This window comes from Hymenobacter plasmatis (genome assembly GCF_020711255.1).
Lineage (GTDB): Bacteria > Bacteroidota > Bacteroidia > Cytophagales > Hymenobacteraceae > Hymenobacter.
This window is the reverse complement of the sequence record NZ_JAJFAW010000008.1, coordinates 1-23,102: the sequence shown is the minus strand read 5'-3', so window position 1 is coordinate 23,102 and position 23,102 is coordinate 1. Positions and strand designations below refer to the sequence as shown.

Sequence of the window (23,102 nt, the reverse complement as noted above, 5' to 3'; positions counted from 1 at the left end):
CGAACTGGGGCTTTTGCTTTTAATTAGGAGGCTTAATGAAATCGGTTTTCACCATGTAAGCCAACCGGTTTATTAATTGAGCTAAATAAAAATCAGCTCAATTTCCCCCTGCGGCTTAGCTATTGATTGCGAAAGAAATTATCCAGCAGTATGGCGGCTGAAATGGCAACGTTGAGGCTTTCGGCGCCGCCCTTCGCACCGCGCGGGATGTGCAGCCGGCGCGTGAGGCAGGCTTCGACCGAGGGAGTGAGGCCGTGCGACTCGCTGCCCATCACCAGCACCCCGGCGGGGCGCAGCTTGATGTGGTGCACGTTGTCGCCTTCCAAATCCGCCCCAAAAATCCCCACACCGGCCGGCAGCGTGGGCAGCCACTCTGCCAGGTCGCGCTCCCAGACCTGCACCCGCGCAAAGGCACCCATAGTGGCGGCTACAGTCTTGGGCGAATACGGGTCGGCGCAGCCGGGGCTGAGCACCACGCCGGGCAGCCCGTACCAGTCGGCCAGTCGCAGCAGGGTGCCCAGGTTGCCGGGGTCGCGCACTTCGTCGAGCGCCAACAACAAACCCGCTTCGGGTAGCGTTGGAGGCAAAGGTTTTTCAGCGGGCAGCCGGGCCACGGCCAGCGCAGTAGTATTGGTGGCCAGCGTACCCAGCTGCGTCAATTCGTACTCGGTGGCAATGGCAAGCGGCAGCCCATCGGAAAGGTGCGCGTGGTGGGTCGAGGCAAACTCGGCCGTCGCCAGCACGTGTTCGGTTTCCAGGTCGGAACTTAGCAGCTCCAACACGCTTTTGCCGCCTTCTACCAGAAAGGCGCCGTGGCGTTGCCGGTATTTTTTTTGGTGCAGGGATTGCACGTATTTGCCAAGTGCTTTTGAAACCATTGTTATCTAAGAATTCGTCGAAGCTACGGCCAGGGCGCTGGCTGAGTTGGAGCATGGCGCCCGTGCTGGGGCTGTGGATGTTGGCGGCGTGCTCGCCGTTCAGTTTGCTGCGGCCCGGCCAGCGCCTGCTCAGCCGCGTTGAGCTCAAGGGAGTGGAACAGGCCGACAAAGAACGGCTGACGGCCCTTGTCCAGCAAAATCCCAACACTCGCTTCCCCCTCCCCAAGCTAGGGATTTATCAGTTGGGCCACCGATTTTACGATTCGGCGCGCATCAAAAGCAAGATGCTCGAAATCCAGACCAGCTACGATGCTCAGCTGAAAGCCGCCGGCACGGACTCGGCCAAGCTGGGCAAGCTACTGGCAAAGCGCGAGCGTAAGATTAAGCGCAAGCAGCTGGCCCTTGATAAGGGCAACGCCATTATGCGCCTGGGCGAGTCCCCGGCGGTGTACGACTCGGCCCTCACGCGCAAGTCAGTAGAGCAAATGACGACTTACCTGCGCACCCAGGGCTTTTTCCGGGCGCGCGTGACGGCCACCGACACCGCCCAATACCGCCGGGGCATCGTGTTGAAAGCACTGATGGCGGTGGGCTCCATATTTCCGGGCAAACCCGACACCCTGGATGCCGCCAAGCGCTATCGTCGCGTCACGGTCACCTACAACATCATCGAGAACCAACCCTTCCGCTACCGCCTCCAGCCGCCCAGCATTCCTGACTCGGGTGTGGCTAAGGTGGTGCGCGACGGGCAAGCCAAATCCCTGCTCCACGACAACGAGCGATACAACGAGGAGCAGATTAGCGCCGAGCGCCTGCGCCTCGAAACCTTGCTCAAAAACGCGGGCTACTACGATTTCCGCCAGCAGTACATCACCCTCGAAGCCGATACCAGCTACGAGCCTCTCACGGTGCGGCTGCGCACTCTCATTGCCAACCCGGCCCCGGGCCAGGGGCACCGCGTTTATTCGGTGCGCCAAGTGCGGTTTGTGACCGATGCCGGCGTGGGCCGTACCCTGCGGGCCGCCACCGGCGATACCCTGCGCCGCGCCGGCACGCTGGCCGGCCAGCGCCGGCGCCCCAGCCTCGGCGTGCGCACCGATACTGTCGTAACGGATTCGGTGCACTTCGCCGCCTACGAACAGAAGTACAGCACCCGGCTTTTGGCCCGCAAGGTGATGGTGCGCCCAGGCCAGCGGTTCAGCCTCGACCGCACCATACAAACCCAGCACCTACTGGCCGACCTGGACATGTTCCGCTTCAATACCGTGAACTACCGCAAGGTGCCCGACTTGCCCTCGGCCGACAGCGCCGGTGTGCACCCGCCTACCGGCGAACTCATAGCAGTTATCAATGCGTCGCCTGCCCCCAAATTCGCCGAAACTAGCGAAGTAGGCGGCACTTATATTGCTACCAAAGCGGGTCCATTCCTCAACCTGCGCCTCAAAACCCGCAACCCCTTCGGCGGGGCGGAGGTGCTGGAGCTTGGCGTGCGCGCCGGCCTCGAGGGCCAGCTGACCCGCGTAGCCGACTCCGAGGGCAAAGACACTCCAGAGTCGGTATACACCCGGCAGTTGGGGGCTACCGCCGCGCTGGTACTGCCCCAGTTTTTGGTGCCTTTCAACACCAACCGCTTTTTAACCCGCTACAACCCCAAAACGCGGCTTTCACTTTCCGAAACGTTTGTGCAACGGCCCGAATACACACGTTCTAACTTCGAGTTTGCCTTCGACTACATCTGGCAACGCTCTCTGTTTCACCAGTACGTGTTCTCGCCCGTTGTCATCACCCTGGTCAACACGATAAAACAGGACGATTTATTCAAAGCCCGGCTTATTCAGTTGCGCGACTCCACCGGCTCTTCCCTATACCGCTCTTTCAGCAAGCAGATTGAGCCAAGTATGAGCTTCACCTCGCTTTATAACTCCAACGATTTCAACCAAACCCGCGACGCCAAGTACCTACGTCTTTTCGTGGAGGTAGGGGGCCTGACCCGCGGTCTGTATAAGGATAATCTATTCAGCAGCACGGGGCTCAACGTATATGACTTTGCCCGCTTCAGTGCTGATTATCGCCGCTACCATCACCTCACCCCCAACACGTTCTTCGTGTGGCGCCTCAACGGTGGGGTAGTGCACGCCCTCACCCGCACCGACGACCCTGAAGTACCCGGCTATGACCCGCAATACATCATTCCCTACGACAAATCCTACTTTGCAGGTGGCTCCACCAGCCTGCGGGCCTGGCAGCCTCGGAAACTAGGCCCCGGTGGCTATAGCCCGACTCGCATCACCAAAGACGGCAGCGTGGTACGCGACTTCCTGACCGAACAACCCGGCGAATTGCTGCTCGAAGGCAGCGCCGAATACCGGTTTCCGATTTATGGCTTTATCAAAGGGGCCTTCTTCACTGACTTTGGCAACGTGTGGGGCCTGCAGGAGCGCAAAGGCAAGCAAGGCGAATACCTCCGCCCGGGTGCTCAATTTCAGCTCAATACCTTTTACAAGCAGATTGCCGTTGGCTCCGGCATGGGAATTCGCTTCGACTTTACATTCCTTATCATACGGCTGGATATTGCCACCAAGATTTACGACCCCACCGCCCCCGGCGCTGATAGATGGGCCCTGCGCAATTTCGATTCCAGTGCCAACCCAATCGCCTTCAACTTAGGCATTGGCTACCCATTCTAGGGCGAATAAGAGTCTAAAAAAAGCAAGAAGGGGTAAATGAAGCGTTGCGCTTCATTTACCCCTTCTTGCTTTTCCACCTTTATATGTCGGCTCAATATGCCAGCAGCTCGCCGAGTGCCACTGCGACTTTTGCCGCGCTCGGCAGCATTTGCCGCTCTAGCTCCACATTCAGGGCGATGGCCGGCAGGTTGGCGGCGCCGAGGGTGAATACTGGGGCATCTAGTACCTGGAAGCACTGCCGCTGAATACGGCCGGCCAGGCTTTCGGCAAAGCTGTTCAGCAGGGGCTCCTCAGTGAGCACCAGCACCTTGCCATGGCGGCGGGTGGCCTCGGTCACGGCCTCAAAATCAATGGGGTTCAGGGTACGCAAATCCAGGATTTCGACCTGCCCGGGGAAGTCTCGGCTCGCGGCTTTAGCCCAATGCACGCCCATGCCATAGGTCACAACCAAGGCGGTGTCGCCTTGGCGCAGCTTTTCCGGGTCGGCGGCCTGGGCCACTGCCGCTTTCCCCAGGGGGATGACGTAACCGGTCGCCGGCTCGGTGGTTTTGGCGTCTTCGGTGCCTGACACTTTGCTCCAGTACAGGCCCTTGTGCTCGAGCATCACCACCGGGTTGGGGTCGAGAAAGGCAGCCCGCATCAGCCCTTTCATGTCGGCGGCGTTGCTGGGGTACACCACTTTGATGCCTCGAATGGTGAGCAAGGTGCTTTCAATGGAGCCCGAATGGTAGGGACCGCCGCCGCCATACGCCCCAATCGGCACCCGAATCAGGGCCGAAACCGGGAACTTGCCCATGGTCAGGTAGCAGGATTTGGACAGCTCCTCTACCAGCTGGTTGAGCGCGGGCCAGATGTAATCGGCAAACTGAATTTCGACAATGGGTCGGGCGCCCACGGCCGCCATGCCGGCTGTGCTGCCCACAATGTAGGCCTCCTGTATGGGCGTATTGAACACCCGGGCATCGCCGTACTTTTTGGCAAGCAGCGCCGCTTCGCGGAAAACCCCGCCCAGCTCACCGCCCACGTCCTGGCCATAAAACAGGGCCTCGGGAAACTCCCGCAAAATATCGTCGACGGCGTGCAGGGCGGCATCCACCATCAGGGCTTTTTCGGCGCCGGCGGGGCTGCGCTCACCGGCTTCGGCGGTAACAGCAGCCGGCGCAAACTCATGGTCGGCAAACGTGGCCGGGTCCGGATTGGGAGCCGCTACTGCCGCCTGCCAGTCGGCGCGCACCGTGGCCTGGGCCTCGGTGGCTAGGGCCGTTAGGTCGGCTTCTAAAAAGCCAGCCTGGAGCAGGCGCGCGTGCAGGCGCGGCAAGGGGTCCTGCTCCTGGTGGGCGGCCAGGTCGTTGCGGTACCATTCGCGGCGCACCCCGCTGGTGTGGTGGCCAAGAAGCGGGCATTTGGCATGCACCAACACCGGCCCCCGGCGGCTCCGCACGTGGGTGAAAGCCTCGGCCATCCCTTGGTAGGAAGACCCAAAATCAGCCCCATCTACCTGCATGCGGTGCAAGCCCGGGAAACCCGCCGCAAATTCAAAAGCATTCATGGCGCGCATTTCGCGGCCCGTGGCCGAGATGCCCCAATCGTTATCCTGTACCAGGTATACGATGGGTAATTGGTGCAGCACCGCCATTTGCAGCGCTTCCGACACTTCGCCCTCCGTCATGGCCCCGTCGCCAATGGAGCAGAGCACCAGTGGGCTGGCTTCCACCCCCGGATTATTCAACCCTTGCGGAGCCTCGATGCGGAGGCCCTGCTTCTCGAAATAATGAATGGCGTGGGCCATACCCGTAGCCGGAATGGCCTGCATGCCTGTGGCCGAGCTTTGGTGCGGAATAACCGGAATGCCCGCCCGCCGCAGCGAGGGATGCGAGTAATAAGTACGCCCGCCGCTAAAGGGGTCGTCGGCTTTGGCTAGCAGCTGCAGCATCAGCTCGTAGGGCCGCAGGCCCAGGCCTAGCAGCATAGCGTCATCCCGGTAATAGGGAGCGGCGTAGTCGGTTTCCAGGAGCAGGAACGCGGCGGCCAGTTGCACGGCCTCGTGGCCGCGGGCGGTGGCGTGCACATAGCGCGAGGCCACTGCTTTTTCCTCTTCATACAGCGTGGCCATGGCGGCGGCCGTGTGCATCAGCTGATAAGCGCGCTTGAGGAGTTCATTATCCAGAACCGGAGAGGGTGCACCAGTTGCAGGGGCTGCAAAAGCGGCGGCGGCCGCGGCAGCAGCGGCCGTCACGCGGGTAGAGGCCGGGGTGGCAGTATCAGAAACAGCGTATTCAGACATTAGCGGCGTGGGAATTTGGAGCACAAAAGTACGCCCCTCCCGCGCCCGTATCTTTGCCGAGCCAATGCCCACCCGCTAGCTTCGGCCCTAATGGCGGCATTGTTTCCGCAAAATCTTCTGCGCCCCCGGCGGTTAACTTCTCGTGCCTGCAATTCCCTCCCCTACCATCCGCCCCGAAATAGAAACCTGGCTCGCTGATTTTCAGCTGCGTCTGTGCCAGCAGCTCGAAGCCTCCGATGGCGGCCCCGCCCATTTTCTCACCGATGCCTGGCAGCGCGAAGGCGGTGGCGGAGGCCGCTCCAAAGTGCTGGAAAATGGCCGCATCCTCGAAAAAGGCGGCGTGGGGTTCTCGGCCGTGTGGGGCCAGATGAGCGAAGCCGCCGCCCGGCAGCTGCACATGCCCGACCCTTCCTTTTATGCTACCGGGGTGAGCGTGGTGCTGCACCCGCGCAGCCCTCGCGTGCCCATCATCCACATGAACGTGCGATATTTTGAGGCTGGCAATGGCGAAGCCTGGTTTGGCGGCGGCATCGACCTGACGCCCATTTACGTGGACGAAGCCCAGGCCCGCCGCTTTCACCAGCGCCTGCGCGAAGTGTGCGACCGCCACAACCCCGCTTACTACCCCAAATTCACCCGCTGGGCCGACGACTATTTCTTTCTGCCCCACCGCCAGGAAACCCGCGGCGTCGGCGGCATCTTTTTCGACCGCCTGACCGTGGGCCAGGACGGCTCGGCCGAGGAGCTGTTCCGTTTTGTGCAGGACGTGGCCGAGCTGTTCGGCCCCTTCTACACCGAGCTTATGGCCGAAAACCACGCGCTTCCCTTCACCGAGCGCGAAGAAAACTGGCAGACACTGCGCCGCGCCCGCTATGCCGAGTTCAACCTGGCCTTTGACCGCGGCACCCGCTTTGGCCTCGAAACCGGCGGCCGCACCGAGTCCATCCTGATGAGCTTGCCGCCGCGCACGGGCTGGGCTTACAATCCCCCCCCACCCGCCCCCGGCTCGCCGGAAGCCACTACGCTGGCCTGGCTGCGCAAGGGGGTAGACTGGCTGGCCCATGCTTGAGTACCTACGCTCCCTCGACGTTGAGCTGCTCCTGGCTATCAACCGGGCCCACACCCCAGCCTTGGACGCGCTGATGGTGACGGCATCGGACCGGTACACTTGGTTTCCGGTTTATGGCCTGCTGATAATTGGGCTGATTTACCTGTTCCGGCGCCCGGCCATCCTGCTCCTGCCGCTGCTGATTCTGGCCATTACGCTGGCAGACAGCATCACCAGCCGCTTGTTTAAGCCTTTTTTTGCGCGGCCCCGCCCCTGCCACGACGCTGGCCTGGCGCCCCTACTGCACCTGCCCGACGGCTGTGGGGGCCAGTTTGGATTTCTGTCGTCGCACGCGGCCAACTCCTTTGCCCTGGCTGTTTTTCTGGCCATTGTGCTGCCGGCGGGTCGTTTCCGGGTAGCTAAGATGGCGGTGTTTCTGTGGGCGGGCCTGCTCTCCTATAGCCGCATGTACCTCGGCGCTCACTACCCTACCGATGTACTGGGCGGCGCCGCCGTAGGTGCCTTGTTGGGCTGGGCAGCCGCAACGGCCTACCAAAGATGGTCGCACACGTTGAAATCTTCAACTTGAGCTGAGCCTCAATCCTCACTTCCGCAAATAGAAAAAGGCCTCATGGATAAATTCCGTGAGGCCTTTTTTACAGTTTGTTGAGCTGATTTTACTTTGGAGCTTTCCGGTTTCCCGTGTGGCCGTCGCCTTTATCGCCTTGGCCGGGTTTGCTGGTCTTTCTGGAGTTGTGCTTATCGTCTTGCGATAAGGAACGGTTCAGGTCGACGGACTGCTCAATCTGGCCGTCTTCATCGCGCCGAATGTACCGCTTATCGCCTTCGTTGGGCTCAATTAATTCACGCTTAGACATGCTGAAATCTGGTTACGTGGAAGGATATATATCCTACGCAGGGATGCGGCCCAGGTTTTCGGGCTATTTGCCCAGCAGCTTCGCCACGTATTTGCCCACGATATCAAATTCCAGGTTCACGGTTTCGCCCGCTTGCAGCTGCTGAAAGCTGGTGTGCTCGTAGGTGTAGGGAATGATGGCAACGGTGAAGCCGTCATCGGTGCTTTCGAAGCAGGTCAGGCTGGTGCCATTCACACAAATCGAGCCTTTCTCGACGGTGAGGCGTCCCGGGCCGGGCGCGTGCCCGAAGCGGAACAGCCACGACCCCTGCTGGTCGGTCACGCTAAGGCAGGTAGCGGTGGCATCGACGTGGCCCTGCACAATGTGGCCGTCGAAGCGGCCAGTGGCGGCCAGGCAGCGTTCCAGGTTTACGTGGCGCCCGGGCTGCCACTGGCTCAGGTTGGTCACGCGCATGGTTTCGTCGATGGCCGTTACCACGTGGGTCCCGGCCGCTGCATCCACCGCCACCACGGTAAGACATACGCCATCGTGAGCCACGCTCTGGTCAATTTTCAGTTCGGCGGCAAAGGGCGAGGCGACGGTAAAATGGCGGTTGCTGCCTTGGGTATCTACGGCGACAATGGTGCCCAGGGCTTCAATAATTCCAGTAAACATGTATTGCAGATTTAGACATGGGTGGCAGCTGCCACGGTTTCTTACACAAAGAACGGCACCCCGGGGCCAGGGTGCCGTTCGTGTTGAGTAACCAGAAAGGGTGTGGAATGATTAGCGGTCGGCCTTTTCCAGGGCTTTCCAGTCGAGCTCACCGCCTTCGCGGCGGCGCAAAAACACGGTCTGGTCGTCTTTTTGGGTTTTGCCGAAGGTTAAGTCGGCGCGGCAGTCCATGCACCGCACCGAAGTGTACTTGAATTTGTCCATGGCCACGCGGCTGGTCAGGTCCAGATTATCGGAGCCGCAGAGGCCACAGTTGGGCACGTCGGGGAAGCTAAGCCGGTCGTATTCAGCTACGGTTTCGTGGAAATTATTGCCTTGAACGGTGAAGTGAAACTGGCGGCGCCCGATGCGCTTGGAAATCATCATTTGCAACATATACTGCAAGAAAATGGGGTTAATTTACGGTTTAAAATTACGAAATATCGACCTCTAAAACAAGCTGATATATTACGGTAGGCGCATAAAAAAAGGCACTTTTCAGCGCCTTTTTTTATGCATGTATCTGCACTTAGAGCTGTACAAATTTTACCGAGCGTCGGGTAGTGCCCGCGCTTACTTCGCAGATGTAAACGCCCTTGGCCAACCGGCCCAACTGGAGCGGGGTGCGGCTGCCTGCCACCGCCGCCAGCTGCTGCTCAGCTACCAGAGCGCCGCGCGCATCTACCACGCGCACCAGCAAAGGCTGGCCGCGCATCGGCGAGGGCAAGAACAGCATAACGGGTCCGTCGCCGGTGGGATTTGGAAACAGCGTCAGGGCGTCGCCATCGCCGGGCAGCTGGCCGTTTGGGTCGAGCGGGGCGCTGGTGTGTTGGGCGTTGTAGGCCTTTACGAAATTGGGAATGCCGTAGCCCAGTACATTATCCGGTGCGGAGGCCTGCGAGGCGGTGCTGCGCAATGCTGTGATTACTTGTTGGGCCGTGAGCGTGGGGTTGGCTTGCCAGAACCCGGCTACCATACCCGCCAGAATGGGGCAGGCATAGGAAGTGCCGCTGCCCCGGAAAGCCGCCCCATTGGGAGCCAGCACGGCCGAAGCGCGCCCCATGGCCGAGAGCGTGGGCTTGATGCGCCCATCGGCCGTGGGGCCATAGGAGCTGAAGTTGGCGTGGTTGCCCAACGAATCGACGGCCCCTACCGACATAATGGAATCCGCATCGGCAGGCGCCGAAACGTAGTGCCATGGGTCGTCGCCTTCGTTGCCGGCGGCATTCACCACCAGAATGCCCACCCGGGCGGCCATGGTAGCGGCCCGCGAGCTAATGGCGGTGCGGCCGTTCATGTCGGCGTAGGTGTAAGATTTCGAGGGCGCGTCGAAAGTAGTGTAGCCCAGGGAAGAGCTGATGATGTCCACGCCCGCCGAATCGGCGTACTCGGCGGCGGCCAGCCAGTTGGCTTCTTCGATGGGGTGCTCGGAATTGACGTCCTCCGTAATGCAGAGGTGAAAGGTGGCTTTGGGAGCGCTGCCTATGTAGAACCCGGTCTGGTTGCCGGCCATTGCCGACAGGCAATTGGTGCCGTGGCTGCTGCGCTGGTACACGCTGGTGCCGCCATCCACGAAGTTGCGGGTGCTCACCAAGCGCTTTTCCTGGTACAGCGGCTGCAAGGCCGCAATAAGGTCCACACCCGGGAAGCCGGCATCGAAAACGGCAATCTGCATGCCTTCGCCGCGATACCCGGCCTCGTGCATGGCCAGCGCACCAATCTGCTCATTCTGGCGATAAGCCGAGCCGTATTGGGCGCGTTTGGTCTGCGGGTTGCTGGCTGCATTCGCAGTTACCTGCACAGGGGCCGGCGTAGGAGCCACGGGCTGGAAGCTGCGGTTGAGCGTGGCGGCACTGCGCACGGCGGGCAAGGCCTTGATACGGCCCAGCGTGAGAGAATCGCAGGAAACCACGGCGGCATTGAACCAGCGCGAGGTGTAAAGCACCTGCGGGCTGCCGGCCACGCCCCGCACCTGGCTCACGTAAGTTGGGCTAACGGGCAGGTCGCGGGGCAGAATGGCAATGCCCTGCCGGCTACGCCGCGCGAGTGACCGGGCCGAGAGAAACTGCTCGGGTTTGCCAACGGTGAACGGGGTGCCTGCCTTATCGCGGAAATAAATTAAATGGCGGCGCACGGTGCCTTGCGCCGCGACCGGCGCTGCCGCCAATACCTGCAGCGCGCCGGCTACCAGAGCCAAAGACAGCCATTTACCAATAGTTGTGGGCACCATTCTAGACCGTATTACCTGAAAAGAAAAAAAGCAGCCCGCCTAGCGCGGGCCGTAATCGATAAGGGTCTCGGTACGCGAGAAGCCCACGGAATATGAACCGGGAGGATACACTTGGTTTCCAGTCGAAGCTACGTAGGTATAAGGCAGGAACGAAAACCGGTGCCGATACACTGGCCCCACTCCTTTGGCAAAAACCTGCTGGTAGCCGGTGCGCTTCACCAGGCTATTCTCGGCAGCCGTGCCAGTGTTGGTGGTTGTGAGCGTTTCGGCGTAGGCCTTGGCCGGAGCACCTGCAGTAGCGGCCGTGGTAAACGGCTTGCCCACCAGGCTGTACCGCCGCGTTTCGGCCGTAATGGTGTCGTTGCTGTTGTTGTTGTAGCCGTTCAGGTTCCACAGCCGGCCTTCCCGCACCGGGAAAATCAGCTCCAGGGTGCGGGCGTTGTTGCGGTTCAGAACAACGGACTGGGGCGTGGCGCTCAGCACAAATACGCTGTCGTCCTGAAACGTGGTGCCCACCGGCCCCAGCTTGGAGCGCACCAGGCGGTAAGCCGTTTTGCCGGCCGCATCGGTGAAGGTTTCGGTGACTTTCTCCCGGAACTGGTACACGGTGCGCGTGGGCACGCTGGCCACCAGCTGCGAGCCCTGCCCGGAGGCGGCGCTCCAGGTGGTGTCCACTACTGAGTAAATCCAGAAGTTGCCCACGGCTACAGGGTAATAATCGACGCCGGTTTCGGGGGCGGGCTCGGTGGTGGTGCTACAGCTGGCGCAGCCCATGGCAACGGCCACGGCCACACCAGCCAGCCCAACGCGGCACGCCGCTACATTCCAATTCAGAGTCGATAAAATCCGAGGCATATATCCGGGTAAAGGAAGTAATGGAGAGACTTAAACACTAGCCTCAACGGCAGCAAAAGGTAGGGGGAATTCGCCGATTACGTGGCGCTCAATCCAGCCGCCGCCCAGTACGTCGTTGCCGTCATAGAATACAGCGGCCTGGCCGGGGGTGATGGCGTGCACCGGCTCTTCGAAATACACCCGGATTTTGCCGTCTACTTCTTCCAGAAACGCAGAGGCGCCGTCGTGGTTGTAGCGCACTTTTACCACGGCCGGCACCAGGCCACGGCCCTCGAGCGAGGCCAGCTTGCCCATGTTCAGCTTGCCCACCACGGTGGCCGTGCTGGCCAGCTCCTCGTAGTTGCCCAGCACCACTTCGTTGGTATCGGGGCGAATTTCGAGCACGAACGCGGGGTAGCCCAACGCCACGCCCAGGCCCTTGCGCTGCCCAATGGTGTAGAACGGGTAGCCTTCGTGCTTGCCAATCACGCGGCCGTTTTTGGTCACGAAGTTGCCGCCGGCCACGCGGGCCTCCAGGCCCGGCACGCGCCGGCGCAGGAAGCCCCGGTAGTCGTTGTCCGGAATAAAGCAGATTTCGTAGCTTTCGGGCTTGTTCACCAGCTCGTTGAAACCGCGCCGGCGGGCCTCGTCATAGATTTCGGTTTTGCGCATGCCGCCCAGCGGGAACAGCGTGCGGCTCAGGCTCTCCTGGCTCACGCCCCAGAGCGCATAGCTTTGGTCCTTGTTTTCGTCCAGGCCTTTGCTCACCACAAAACGACCGGTTTCGGCGTCCTTGCGGATGTTGGCGTAGTGGCCGGTGGCAATAAACTGGCAGCCCAATTGGTCGGCCCGGCGCAGCAGCGCATCCCACTTGATGTGGGTGTTGCAGAGCACGCAGGGATTGGGCGTGCGGCCAGCGAGGTATTCGTCGGTGAAGTTGTCGATGACAAAGTCGCCGAACTCATCCCGAATGTCGATGATGTAGTGCGGGAAACCGAGCTGCACGGCAATGTCGCGGGCATCGTTGATGCTGTCGAGCGAGCAGCAGCCGGTTTCTTTTTTGGACCCGCCCGCACTGGCGTAATCCCAGGTTTTCATGGTCATGCCGACCACTTCGTAGCCTTGTTCGTGCAGCAGCACAGCGGCCACACTTGAGTCAATTCCGCCGCTCATCGCGACTAGTACCCGTCCTTTTATTTCGGTATTCATAGGTGGTGCAATTCACCCGGGACTTGAATGGTTCCGGCTGGCAACCGCAAAGGTACCTGACGCTGCGCGTAATGAAGAATTGAGAATTAGGAATGAAAAATTAGCCCAACGACCAATTCCTAATTCTTCATTCTCAATTCTTCATTAAGCGCAGCGTTCTACTTTCCCCGGCCTTCCAGGATGATTTTCAGGGTGTAGAGTACCACCCGAAAATCCATCGCCAAACTCATATTTTCGATATAGAGAATGTCGAATTTGAGCCGTTCTACCATTTGCTCCACGGTTTCGGCGTAGCCGTATTTCACCTGCCCCAGCGATGTCAGGCCCGGGCGCACGCGGTGCAGGTGGCGGTAATGCGGCGCGATTTTGACAATCTGGTCGATGAAAAACTGGCGCTCCGGGCGCGGCCCCACGATGCTCATGTCGCCCTTGAGCACGTTCCAGAACTGCGGCAGCTCATCGAGGCGCACCTTGCGCATAAAGCGGCCCCACTTCGTAATGCGGGGGTCATTGTCAGAGCTCAGCGAGGGGCCCAGCTTCTCGGCGTCCACAAACATGGAGCGAAACTTAATAATGCGGAACGGGTGGCCGTTTATCCCAATCCGGTCCTGCCGGTAAAATACCGGGCCCGGCGACGACAGCTTCACCATTAGGGCCGTGAACGCATACACCCAGCATGCCAGCAGCATAAACAGCGCCGAGCCCAGGATATCAATGGCCCGCTTCAGCACTTGCTGCCATACCGGCAGCAGGTCCTGCTTGATTTCAATCAGCGGGGTGCCAAACAAGTGGTGCACTTTCACCGAGCCCAGCAGCATCTGGTACAGGTCGGGCAGGATGCTCACCCGGGCCGTAGTGCCTTCGAGCAGTGCCAGAATATCTTCAATTTGGCGGTGCTCGCTGGGCTCGATGGCAATGACGACCTGCTCAATTTTGAGGGCCCGCACCAATGCCCGCAGGCGCCGGTAGGAGCCGCGCGTGGGCAGTTCGGCCGCCAGGCGCGGGTCGATTGTATCGCCCACGGGCGCGAAACCCACGATGCGTAAGCCCAGGTGCCTGCTCGTGCGGGCCAGCTCGTGGAACGTATGCAGCGCCAGCACATTAGAGCCCACCAGCAGCGTGGGGAAGAAGATGCGGCCGTTGCGAATCTGGCGCTGCACGCTGGTCACGGCCCAGGTTCGCAGGAAGCCTGTGATAAAAAAGTGCAGCAGGTAGTACGCCGTGAAGGTTTTATAGTAGGCCCGATAGTTCACCACGCCCTGGTCGTCGAGCAGCAGGGTGAAGAAAATAACCACCGCCCCCAGCGCCGAAACCTGCGCCAACCGCAGGATTTCGGCCAGGCGCGACTTGCGGTAGATATCGCGGTACTCGCCCACGAGGCTGTAGAGCACGGTCCAGAACACTGCGATGAACATCGCCGAGCCGGTGAGGTCGAAGAGCACGCCCTCGGTGAAACGGTAGCCGGTGAGCTCGTTGAGCAAATATTTGCGCACGAGGTAAAAACACATCCATGCCACCAGAGCCGCCCCAAAGTCGGCGGCGATGAGCTTGATGTATTGGAAGCGGCGGATTAGCTGCAAAACGGCGTTCTAGGTAGTATTTTCGCGGCCTGTCGAAGGGTCAGGCCCGGGCCAAAGGTAGGGCTTGCCGGAAGTTGTTGGGCCGACCTTGCAATTGCCCTCCGGTAAAATTCGGTGGCATGGGATTATCTTTTTATTCTAAAATAAATATCCGCTATTACACCGCTTAAGGACACATACCGACACCAGGGACTGCGGCGCGGGCTGGTGCGCGAGCTGCGCCAGCGCGGCATTCACGACGAGCGGGTGCTGGCGGCGCTGGCCGCGGTGCCGCGCCATTTGTTTTTCGAGCCCGCTTTCGAAGCGCACGCCTACCAGGACAAAGCGTTTCCCATCGGCGAGGGCCAAACCATTTCGCAGCCCTACACCGTGGCCTACCAAACCCAGCTGCTGGGCGTGCAGCCCACCGACCGCGTGCTGGAAGTGGGCACCGGCTCGGGCTACCAGTGCGCCGTGCTGCTGCGCCTCACGCCCCACCTCGACAGCATAGAGTTCAACGAAATCCTGTTTGCCCGCACCCGCCAGCGGCTGGCTTTGCTGGGGGCCAATGGGGCGGGGCTGCACTGCGGCGATGGCTCGGTGGGGCTGCCGGAGCGGGCGCCGTTCGATGGCATCTTAGTGACGGCCGGGGCCCCGGGGCTGCCCCCGGCCCTGCTGCGGCAGCTGCGCGTGGGCGGCCGGCTGGTGATTCCGGTGGGCGGCAACCACACCCAGCGCATGGTGCGCGTAACCCGCGAAGGCCCCGAAACCTTCGTGCGCGAGGAGTTCGAAGAGTTCCGGTTTGTGCCGCTGCGCGGCGCCAGCGGGTGGCAAACCAAGTAAACCGGGCCTGCAAAGCAACCGGATTGAACTGCGAAAGCCAGCCGTGCGTTGGACGTGCAAGAAAAGATTTCTTGGCCTGAACCTTACCACTTTAAGGGTTGAATTCCGGCACTTTTCATAGTAAATTTGACGTCCTTGTTTCAAATTTTCCGGTATTGGCCCAGGTTAGCCTGGCTTCTCTCTGCTTCCTCACTTTATTATTCCATGCTGAAAAGAATTTTACCCTCGCTGCTCACGGCGGCCATGGCCCTGGTTAGCCTAGGTGCCACTGCCCAAAGCATGGCCGATGAGCGTGGCCGCAACTGGTGCGGCGCCGTGGCAGAACAGGAGCGCTACTTTTCCCAGCACCCGGATGCCGCCGAGGCCCAAAAGGCCCTCTATCGAAAGCTCGAGGCCAGGGAGCAGATAGTTCAGCGCAGCACCGCCGGCACTAGCTCGCCCGACGTGACCATCCCGGTGGTGGTCCACGTTATTCACTCTGGCGGAACCGACAACATCAGCGACCGGCAGATTTACAGCGCCATCGAGCAGCTCAACCTCGACTACCAGAAGCAGAACGGCGACACGGCCAATACATTGGCGCAGTTCCGGCCGATTGCCGCTTCGCTGGGCTTCCAGTTTCGGCTGGCCAAGAAAGACCCCAACGGCAACTGCACCACGGGCATCACCCGGCACTACGCCCCCAGCCTCACCAACGACGACTATAGCGGCGCGGTGCAGGCCGTATCGGTTTGGGACCGCAACCGCTACCTCAACATTTGGGTGGTAGGCAGCATCGGCACGCCCACCGCCGGGGGCGGCATCGTGTTGGGCTATTCCAACCTGCCCCAGAACTCGACGGCCACGCGCGATGGCTTTGTGGTGCGCGGCGATTGGTTTGGCAACCAGGGCACCAGCAACCCCACGCGCGCCCTAAGCCGCACCGCTACCCACGAAATTGGCCACTACTTCGGCCTGCTGCACCCCTGGGGTGGCAACAATAACCCCGAAGTGCCCGGCTATTGCAGCGATACCGACTTCGTGGCCGACACCCCACCCACCAACGGTACCTTCTCCTGCAACCTCAACTATGCGCCCTGCGGCGATGTGGCCAACGTGCAGAATTTCATGGACTACGCCACTTGCCCCACCATGTTTACCCAGGGGCAGAAAGCCCGGATGCGGGACGTGCTCAACACCATTCGCACCGGCCTAACTACCCCGGCCAACCTGGTGGCTACCGGCACCAACGACGGCTACGCCGCTCCCGACTGTGCTCCCATTGCCGCCTTTGCCGCGGTACCCGGGGCCAGCACCAACGTGTGTGTGAACACCACCGTGAGCCTGCGCGACTACTCCTCCAATTTTAGCTCAACCGGCGGTACGCTCACCTATACCTGGTCGTTTCCCGGCGGTAACCCCTCCACTGCTACCGGCCAGAACGTGACGGTGAGCTACCCCACCGCTGGCTACTACCCCGTGACCGAAACGGTGAGCAACAGCATCGGCACCAGCAGCAGCACCGTGACGGACTACATCCGGGTAGAAGGCCCCTCTGGTGGCGAAACCGCCCCCTTCGCAGAGTCGTTTGAAAACTCCAACTTCCCCAACCTGTTCAATGCCCCAACGCTGCGCAACTACATCGTGACGGGTGCCACCAGTTCGGGTACCGCTTCCAATTTCCGCTGGGCGTGGCAGGCCGCTTTGCCCGCCGCCGATGGCTCAGCCTATCTTGTTGTCAACGACCGCAGCTATCCCGCCGGGGCAGTTACTACGCTCATCACGCCCAATATCAACTTGTCGGGCGTGTCAAACTCGGCGGTATTGAGCTTCTCCCGCGCATTTGCCCTCCGTTCGGCCGGCGCCAACGACCAGCTGCGCATCTCGTTCAGCAACGACTGCGGCGTGAACTGGTCGAGCCCCACCGTGCTGGACGTGACGCAGCTCACGACCCAGGGCCTCACTCCTATTGATGGCTACGTGCCCGCCAACAGCAGCGAGTGGCAGCAGTTGGTGGTGCCCATTCCAGCTCAATTTCAGGGCAGCGGCTTGTTTAAAGTGCGCCTACAAATGGTGAATAGCACCACCCAGGGCAACAGCTTCTACTTGGACAACCTGCGTGTGTCGGCGCCGCTGGCCACTAAAGCCGACGCCCTGGCCAACCACGGCATAAGCGTATACCCCAACCCGCTCACCAACGAAACCGCCGTTCATCTCAACCTGACCGGTACCACCCAGGTGCAGCTAAGCTTGACCGACGTGTTGGGCCGCAACGTGCTGAACCTGCCCACCAAAATGTACGGCGCGGGCCCGCAATCCCTGTCCCTGCAAACGGCCGGGCGAGCGCTCCGGGCCGGCGTGTATGTGGTGCGCATTTCGCTCAACGGCGAAACCTACACCAGCAAACTGACGGTGAACTAAGCCAGGAATCAGCTCAATTTCCCTGCAAAACCAAAAAAGCTCCGGCCAACAGCCGGGGCTTTCTTGTTGCCCGGGGATTTCGCCCAGGGCCGGGCCGTACCTTTGCATCCCTGCACTCGGGAGCTTATTCCGGAGCAGCACTCTAGTTTTCGACCCTTCCCATTCGCCGATGCGCAAGCAAAAACCCGTCGCCGACTCGTTCGTCATCATGACCGAGCTGGTGCTCCCCAACGACACCAATACCCTGAACAACCTGATGGGAGGCCGCATGATGCACCTCATGGACATTGCGGCCGCCATCTCCGCCCAGAAGCATTCCAACCGCATTGTGGTCACGGCGTCGGTCGACAACGTGTCGTTTCGCGACAGCATTCGGCTCGGCAATGTGGTCACGCTGCAAGCCCAGGTCACGCGCGCTTTCAACTCCAGCATGGAAGTCCACATCGATGTCTGGGCCGAAGACATTCCCAGCGGCACCAAACTCAAGACCAACGAAGCCTTTTTCACCTTTGTGGCCGTGGACCAGGCCGGCCGGCCCATCGACGTGCCCGAAGCCGTGCCCACCACCCAGGAGGAAATCCACCTCTACGACGGTGCCCTGCGCCGCCGCCAGCTCCGCCTCGTGCTGGCAGGCCGCATGAAGCCCGCCGAAGCCGAAGAACTCAAGGCCTTATTTGCGCTGGAATAGCTCAATTTCACGCTTTTTTGATACCTTCATCGCTCACTTATTTTCGCTGCCATGTCTGCTGAAAAGCTGGCCTTTCTGCAAAACTTCTACACGGACGTAACGCTCTATATGCCCGTAGAGTCCGCCCCCGCTGCGGAGGCGCCACCGGCGGCCGAAGAAAAGCCGGTGCAGCAGCCCGCGCCCGCGCCTATAAAACCGGTGCGTGAAGTGGTGGTGCCATCCAAGTCTTACAGTCAGCCCTCCGCCGGCCTGGAGCGCTTAGCGGCCGGGATTACGCCGCCCATTCTAGCGCCCGAGCCTGCAGTTGAGCCAGCCCAACGGGCTCCTGCTCCCGTGGCGGCGCGCAACCCGGTGTCGCCCATAGCTCAGGCTCCCGTGCCAGCGGCTGCCCCCGCCGTGCCGCCCGTGATGCTCACCCGCTTCACCACCCTCGGCGACAACGCCCAGGGCGTGGTGCTGCTGTTTCGGCTGCCGCAGGAGCAGTTTGTGAAGCTGCATCGCAACGTTTTCTTGAACAAGATGCTGCAGGCGCTGGGCTTCGTGATGGCCGATGTGGTCCTCGTAAATGTGGAGTCCGACCTGCCGGTGGCGCTGGTGAACCTGCGGCGCGAGCTGGCGGCCACCCACATCATTGCCTTCGGCAAGAACCTCCTCGACAGCACCATCCGCAACACCCAGATATACGAGCCCGTGCTGTTCCCCAGCCTCAACCTCTCCTATCTGGCCTCGGCCACCGTCGACCTGGTGGAATACGATGTGAGCTTGAAAAAACGACTCTGGCCCGGCCTGCAGCGCATGTTTGGCAACGCAGGCTAATCCGCGTAAGCTCACCCGGCCGAGGCGTAAATTCTTTAAAACACAAAGGCCCCGTCTCTTTGCAGACGGGGCCTTTGTGTTTTAAAATAAGACTGACTATTTCACAGCCGGCTTGTTGAGCACTTCGGCCAGTTTGGCGGCCAGGGCTTCCCCACGCAGGTTCTTGGCGATAATCTTGCCTTGCGGGTCAATCAAGAACGATTGCGGAATGGACTTCACGCCATAGGCCGCGCCGCCCACGCTGTTCCAGCCCGCCAGGTCCGATACGTGGTTCCAGGTCAGGCCGTCGGACTCGATGGCTTTCTGCCACTTGGCCTTGTCTTGGTCCAGCGACACGGAATAGATGGTAAAGCCTTTGTCCTTGAACTGATTATAGGCCTTTACCACGTTGGGGTTTTCCTGGCGGCAAGGGCCGCACCAGCTCGCCCAGAAATCGAGCAACACGTATTTGCCGCGCAGGCTGCTCAGGGCCAGCGTGCCGCCATCGGGCTTGGGCAGGTTGATTTCCGGGGCCAAGGCGCCCGAGGCCGTTGCCCGCATGGGCTCGAGCCGGGCCGTCAGGTCCTTCGTGAAAGGCGAATTGGGGTTGACTTTGCGCTGAATGGTGGCAATAGAATCGGCAAACTGGAACTCTTCATCCGGATTGAGGAATGCGCCCACCGCAAAACCGCCCACCACGGCCGTGGCGTTATGCCGAATTACACTTTTAATCTTGGCGTTGTTGCTTCCCTGAATCACGTAGTACTGCTTCTCGATGGCCTTCATCTCATCGGCTTTGCCGGCCTGGCCGGCCGCGTTGTAGCGCTGGCCAAGGCCTTCAAGCTCCGACTTGGTGCCCTGCATTACCTGGATGAGCTGCTGCAGCACTTCGCTGTCTTTGCTGCCCTTCACGGTATAGGTAGCGGCCAGGCTTTTGGCGTCGCCGTTGAGCTGCACATGCGATTTGTTATCGAGCATGAGCAGCACTTGGTTGGCGTCGTCTACCTTCAGCTGGAACACGCTGGGCGTGGCGCTGGTCCCCTTGAAGGTGTATTTACCCGAAGCATCCGTTTTGGCTTGGCCTTTCTCCACAAACTGGTTGGCCACCAGCTCAGAAAGATGGATAACGGTACCGGCCGGTGCATTCTTGAGCTGGCCGCTTACCTCATAGCCATCGGAGGCCACCGCGTTTTGACAGCCGTTGGCCAGGCCGAGCACGGTGGCGGCCACGAAAACAGATTTCATCATAGTGGTAGGGTGTAGCATCCGCGTGAGTATGTGCGTAAAAATAGCCAACGCAAGGCGTTAATCGGTATGTTTCCAGGCATTTCCACCTCGAAGCTGAACTCTCCGGCGTGTAGCAAACACACGGTAAAGCCCTAACGAATATTAGAAAAATAAATTATCCATCGAGCGCCGTGCGCAGCAGCTGGTTGGCCAGTTTGGGGTCGGCCTTGCCACCGGTCAGTTTCATGAGCTCGCCCATGAACATGCCCGTGAGCGACTTTTTGCCCGCCCGGTACTCGTCCACCTTGGCCGGGTTTGCGGCCAGCACTTGCTGCACCAGCGTGGCCAGCTCGCCGTTGTCGGCCTGCGTGAGCAAGCCCAGGCATTCGGCTGAGCCGGTCGCGTTGGCCGTGGGGTGCTCGAGCAGGTGCGGGAAGAGCTGCTTGGATGCCACTGAGTAGTTGAGCTTGCCGGCGTCAATCAGCTCAATAATGCCCGCGAGTTGAGCTGGGTCGAGCGGGAAGTCGGCCATGGTGAGGGCACGCTCGTTGAGGTAGGATTTCACCGGGCCCATCACCCAGTTGGCCGCAGCCTTGGCGTTGGGCGTGAGGCGCGAAAGCTCATCAAAGAATAAAGCCACTTCCTTCTGGTCGACCAGCACCGAGGCGTCGTAGTCGTTCAGACCCAGCTCGCCCGTAAAGCGCGAGTAGAGCTGCTGCGGCAGGGCCGGCAGCTCGGCGGCCACGCGGTGCAGCCACTCGTCGGAGATGATGAGCGGCGGCAGGTCGGGCTCGGGGAAGTAGCGGTAGTCGTTGAGGGTTTCTTTGCTGCGCTGGCCGGTGGTGGTACCGCTGGCGGCGTCGAAGCCGCGGGTTTCGCTGTCGACTTCCTCGCCGGCTTCCACGATGGCAATCTGGCGTTCCACTTCGTAGGCAATGGCGCGCTGCACGTTTCGGAAGGAGTTCATGTTCTTGACCTCCACCTTGGTACCAAACTTCTCGGCCCCCACGCGCATCACCGAAATGTTGGCGTCGCAGCGCAGCGAGCCTTCTTCCATATTGCCGTCGCAGATGCCGAGGTACTCCACCAGCTTCTTGATTTCCAGCAAGTAGTTGTAGGCTTCTTCGCCGGTGCGGATATCCGGCTCGCTCACAATCTCAATGAGGGGCACGCCGGCGCGGTTCAGGTCCACCAGGGTTTCGGTTTCGCCGGCCAGGTGCATGCTCTTGCCCGCGTCTTCCTCCATGTGAATGCGGGTGACGCCAATTTTCTTCACCGTGCCGTCGGCCAGGCGCACGTCTACGTGGCCGTCGTGGCAGATGGGCGTTTTGTCTTGGGTAATCTGGTAGCCCTTGGGCAGGTCGGGATAAAAGTAGTTTTTGCGCGCAAACAGGTTGTCGCGGCGAATCTGGCAGTTGGTGGCCAGGCCCATTTTCATGGCAAACTCCACGGCCGTGCGGTTCACCTTGGGCAAGGTGCCGGGGTGGCCAAGGGTAATCACCGAGAGGTTGGTGTTGGGCGCCACGCCGTACTCGTTTTCGTCGGACGAGTACATTTTGCTGTGCGTGAGGAGCTGAGCGTGTACTTCGAGGCCGATGACCGGCTGGTATTTGGCAAGAATGGCTTCGTCCATATCAAAAAACGCGGGGTACTAAGTGCTATTTGCCCCTAAAGGTAACGGGTAGCGGTGTGCGCGCCGAATTAGAACGGCGCGCCTCATGCCATCTCCCGGCCCAATCCCAGCTCAAGCAGCATTCTAACGCCGATACAATCGAGCAGCAGGCGGAGGATTCGATGGAGGCCGGTACGGCATTACCATCGTGTAAGAGACTGGCACGAGGTAGTGGCACACCACTACCTCGCCATCGCGGCGGGCCGGCACAAACTGCCGCTTTAAATTCTCCACTGACCTGAGCGCGGCATTATTCAGAAAATCCGCGTTCGAACGCTCCACTTTGGCACTGGCAACCCGGCCGTCTTCGCCCACCAGCAGCTCTACCAAGACCTCCCGCTTTAAGCTCATTTGCCCCGGCTGCATTATCCGCGCTCTTTCCTTCCGCATCGCATCTAATTCCTGCGAGCTGAGCCGGACGCCACGCGCCAGCTCTTCTATAAGCCAAATATCCCCACCAGGGTAAAGCGGCAGCTGCTCATAGGTAAAATATGGGACCTGAACGCCATTGGGGCCGTAGCAGGTGCCCACGCCACAGCGGCCGTTCACGTACTGGTCGCGCCGCTTGAGGGTGCCGTCCGGATAGTAGGTTAGCAGCTCGCCGTGCCGCTTTCCCGCCACGTAATCCTCCTTGGTGCGCATCACACCGTTCTCATACCACGTGGTGAGCGTGCCGTACAAAATGCGCTCCCTGACGTCGGCATAGGGCACAAATTGCTTCAAATACCCCGACGGATAAAACACCCGGGTGACGCCCGATACACTGTCGCGGTATGTGGTTTCGGCGCAGTACGCGGTGGAGTCCTGGGAATTAGTAGGCGTGAAATTTTCTGTGAAAAAGCTGGCCACTGGTTTGGGCAAAGCGCCAGGAGCTGGAGTTTGGGCATGGCCAGCCAAGGACCAAGCAATAAGAAGCCCGAAGGAAAGTACGTGTTTTTTCACCTTCAATTATGGGGTAGCATAAATTGAGGGCAAGGTACTTTTCAGGTACTGATTTTCAGCAGGAAATTATTTATGTAAGTCTGAAAATCGGGAGGCAAAGCTTATGAAATGAAGACGCCTCTTTGCTTGCCCCAGATTGCTCCAAAGGCCTATGTAGCTTAGAGCCTGTTAAAATTTACGGATAAGGTGTCGAATGCTGGATAAATAGAGCGTTGCTTCGGCGCTGCTGGTCTCG

General features: G+C 60.3%; 19 protein-coding genes. 7 read left to right on the top strand and 12 right to left on the bottom strand.

The window, feature by feature from the left end:
* Nucleotides 1-119: 119 nt before the first annotated feature.
* A complete protein-coding gene (locus LJ738_RS07590; protein WP_227785715.1) occupies nt 120-878 on the bottom strand; it encodes a TrmH family RNA methyltransferase in 759 nt (252 codons plus the stop codon).
* Between LJ738_RS07590 and tamL the strand changes: the two genes are divergently transcribed.
* A complete protein-coding gene (tamL, locus tag LJ738_RS07585) occupies nt 869-3,565 on the top strand; it encodes a translocation and assembly module lipoprotein TamL (protein ID WP_227785714.1) in 2,697 nt (898 codons plus the stop codon). The genes LJ738_RS07590 and tamL overlap by 10 nt on opposite strands.
* A 91-nt stretch (nt 3,566-3,656) precedes the next feature.
* On the opposite strand, the gene LJ738_RS07580 is transcribed toward tamL, so the two are convergent.
* Nucleotides 3,657-5,849 carry an alpha-ketoacid dehydrogenase subunit alpha/beta gene (locus LJ738_RS07580; RefSeq protein ID WP_227785713.1) on the bottom strand — a complete coding sequence of 731 codons (2,193 nt, stop codon included), beginning with the start codon at nt 5,847-5,849 and terminating at the stop codon, nt 3,657-3,659.
* 151 nt (nt 5,850-6,000) lie between these two features.
* On the opposite strand from LJ738_RS07580, the gene hemF reads away from it, so the two are divergent.
* Nucleotides 6,001-6,918, top strand: a complete 918-nt coding sequence (hemF, locus tag LJ738_RS07575) for an oxygen-dependent coproporphyrinogen oxidase (RefSeq protein WP_227785863.1) — start codon at nt 6,001-6,003, stop codon at nt 6,916-6,918.
* A complete protein-coding gene (locus tag LJ738_RS07570; protein WP_227785712.1) occupies nt 6,911-7,486 on the top strand; it encodes a phosphatase PAP2 family protein in 576 nt (191 codons plus the stop codon). Before hemF ends, LJ738_RS07570 begins: the two co-directional genes overlap by 8 nt.
* 88 nt (nt 7,487-7,574) lie before the next feature.
* Here LJ738_RS07570 and LJ738_RS07565 read toward each other — a convergent pair whose 3' ends face one another.
* The 7 genes from LJ738_RS07565 to LJ738_RS07535 all read right to left on the bottom strand — a co-directional run bounded on the left by LJ738_RS07565 (nt 7,575) and on the right by LJ738_RS07535 (nt 14,321).
* Nucleotides 7,575-7,775, bottom strand: coding sequence for a hypothetical protein (locus LJ738_RS07565; protein WP_227785711.1), 201 nt, complete (start codon nt 7,773-7,775; stop codon nt 7,575-7,577).
* Between the two features lie 63 nt (nt 7,776-7,838).
* Entirely contained in the window at nt 7,839-8,429 is a 591-nt protein-coding gene (locus LJ738_RS07560; protein ID WP_227785710.1) for a riboflavin synthase, read from the bottom strand.
* Nucleotides 8,430-8,540: 111 nt separating this feature from the next.
* Nucleotides 8,541-8,864, bottom strand: coding sequence for a hypothetical protein (locus tag LJ738_RS07555; protein WP_068194976.1), 324 nt, complete (start codon nt 8,862-8,864; stop codon nt 8,541-8,543).
* Between the two features lie 133 nt (nt 8,865-8,997).
* Complete coding sequence (locus tag LJ738_RS07550; RefSeq protein WP_227785709.1) at nt 8,998-10,665, bottom strand: S8 family serine peptidase; 1,668 nt, start codon at nt 10,663-10,665, stop codon at nt 8,998-9,000.
* A gap of 72 nt (nt 10,666-10,737) precedes the next feature.
* Nucleotides 10,738-11,553, bottom strand: coding sequence for a hypothetical protein (locus LJ738_RS07545; RefSeq protein WP_227785708.1), 816 nt, complete (start codon nt 11,551-11,553; stop codon nt 10,738-10,740).
* 30 nt (nt 11,554-11,583) lie between these two features.
* Nucleotides 11,584-12,741 carry a tRNA 2-thiouridine(34) synthase MnmA gene (gene mnmA / locus LJ738_RS07540; protein WP_227785707.1) on the bottom strand — a complete coding sequence of 386 codons (1,158 nt, stop codon included), beginning with the start codon at nt 12,739-12,741 and terminating at the stop codon, nt 11,584-11,586.
* A gap of 158 nt (nt 12,742-12,899) precedes the next feature.
* Nucleotides 12,900-14,321: a sugar transferase gene (locus LJ738_RS07535; RefSeq protein ID WP_227785706.1), complete on the bottom strand. Its 1,422-nt coding sequence runs from the start codon at nt 14,319-14,321 to the stop codon at nt 12,900-12,902.
* 207 nt (nt 14,322-14,528) lie between these two features.
* On the opposite strand from LJ738_RS07535, the gene LJ738_RS07530 reads away from it, so the two are divergent.
* From LJ738_RS07530 to LJ738_RS07515, 4 genes are all read left to right on the top strand, one after another.
* Nucleotides 14,529-15,143: a protein-L-isoaspartate(D-aspartate) O-methyltransferase gene (locus LJ738_RS07530; RefSeq protein ID WP_302716795.1), complete on the top strand. Its 615-nt coding sequence runs from the start codon at nt 14,529-14,531 to the stop codon at nt 15,141-15,143.
* Nucleotides 15,144-15,347: 204 nt separating this feature from the next.
* Nucleotides 15,348-17,543, top strand: a complete 2,196-nt coding sequence (locus LJ738_RS07525) for a M43 family zinc metalloprotease (protein WP_227785705.1) — start codon at nt 15,348-15,350, stop codon at nt 17,541-17,543.
* Nucleotides 17,544-17,712: 169 nt separating this feature from the next.
* Nucleotides 17,713-18,231, top strand: coding sequence for an acyl-CoA thioesterase (locus LJ738_RS07520; protein WP_068194954.1), 519 nt, complete (start codon nt 17,713-17,715; stop codon nt 18,229-18,231).
* Between the two features lie 51 nt (nt 18,232-18,282).
* Nucleotides 18,283-19,047, top strand: a complete 765-nt coding sequence (locus tag LJ738_RS07515) for a hypothetical protein (protein WP_227785704.1) — start codon at nt 18,283-18,285, stop codon at nt 19,045-19,047.
* Nucleotides 19,048-19,143: 96 nt separating this feature from the next.
* Here LJ738_RS07515 and LJ738_RS07510 read toward each other — a convergent pair whose 3' ends face one another.
* From LJ738_RS07510 to LJ738_RS07500, 3 genes are all read right to left on the bottom strand, one after another.
* On the bottom strand, nt 19,144-20,274 hold the full coding sequence (locus LJ738_RS07510) for a TlpA disulfide reductase family protein (protein WP_227785700.1): 1,131 nt from the start codon (nt 20,272-20,274) through the stop codon (nt 19,144-19,146).
* A gap of 154 nt (nt 20,275-20,428) precedes the next feature.
* Nucleotides 20,429-21,886: an Asp-tRNA(Asn)/Glu-tRNA(Gln) amidotransferase subunit GatB gene (gene gatB / locus LJ738_RS07505; protein WP_227785699.1), complete on the bottom strand. Its 1,458-nt coding sequence runs from the start codon at nt 21,884-21,886 to the stop codon at nt 20,429-20,431.
* Between the two features lie 123 nt (nt 21,887-22,009).
* Nucleotides 22,010-22,867 carry an energy transducer TonB gene (locus LJ738_RS07500; RefSeq protein WP_227785697.1) on the bottom strand — a complete coding sequence of 286 codons (858 nt, stop codon included), beginning with the start codon at nt 22,865-22,867 and terminating at the stop codon, nt 22,010-22,012.
* Nucleotides 22,868-23,102: the final 235 nt, after the last annotated feature.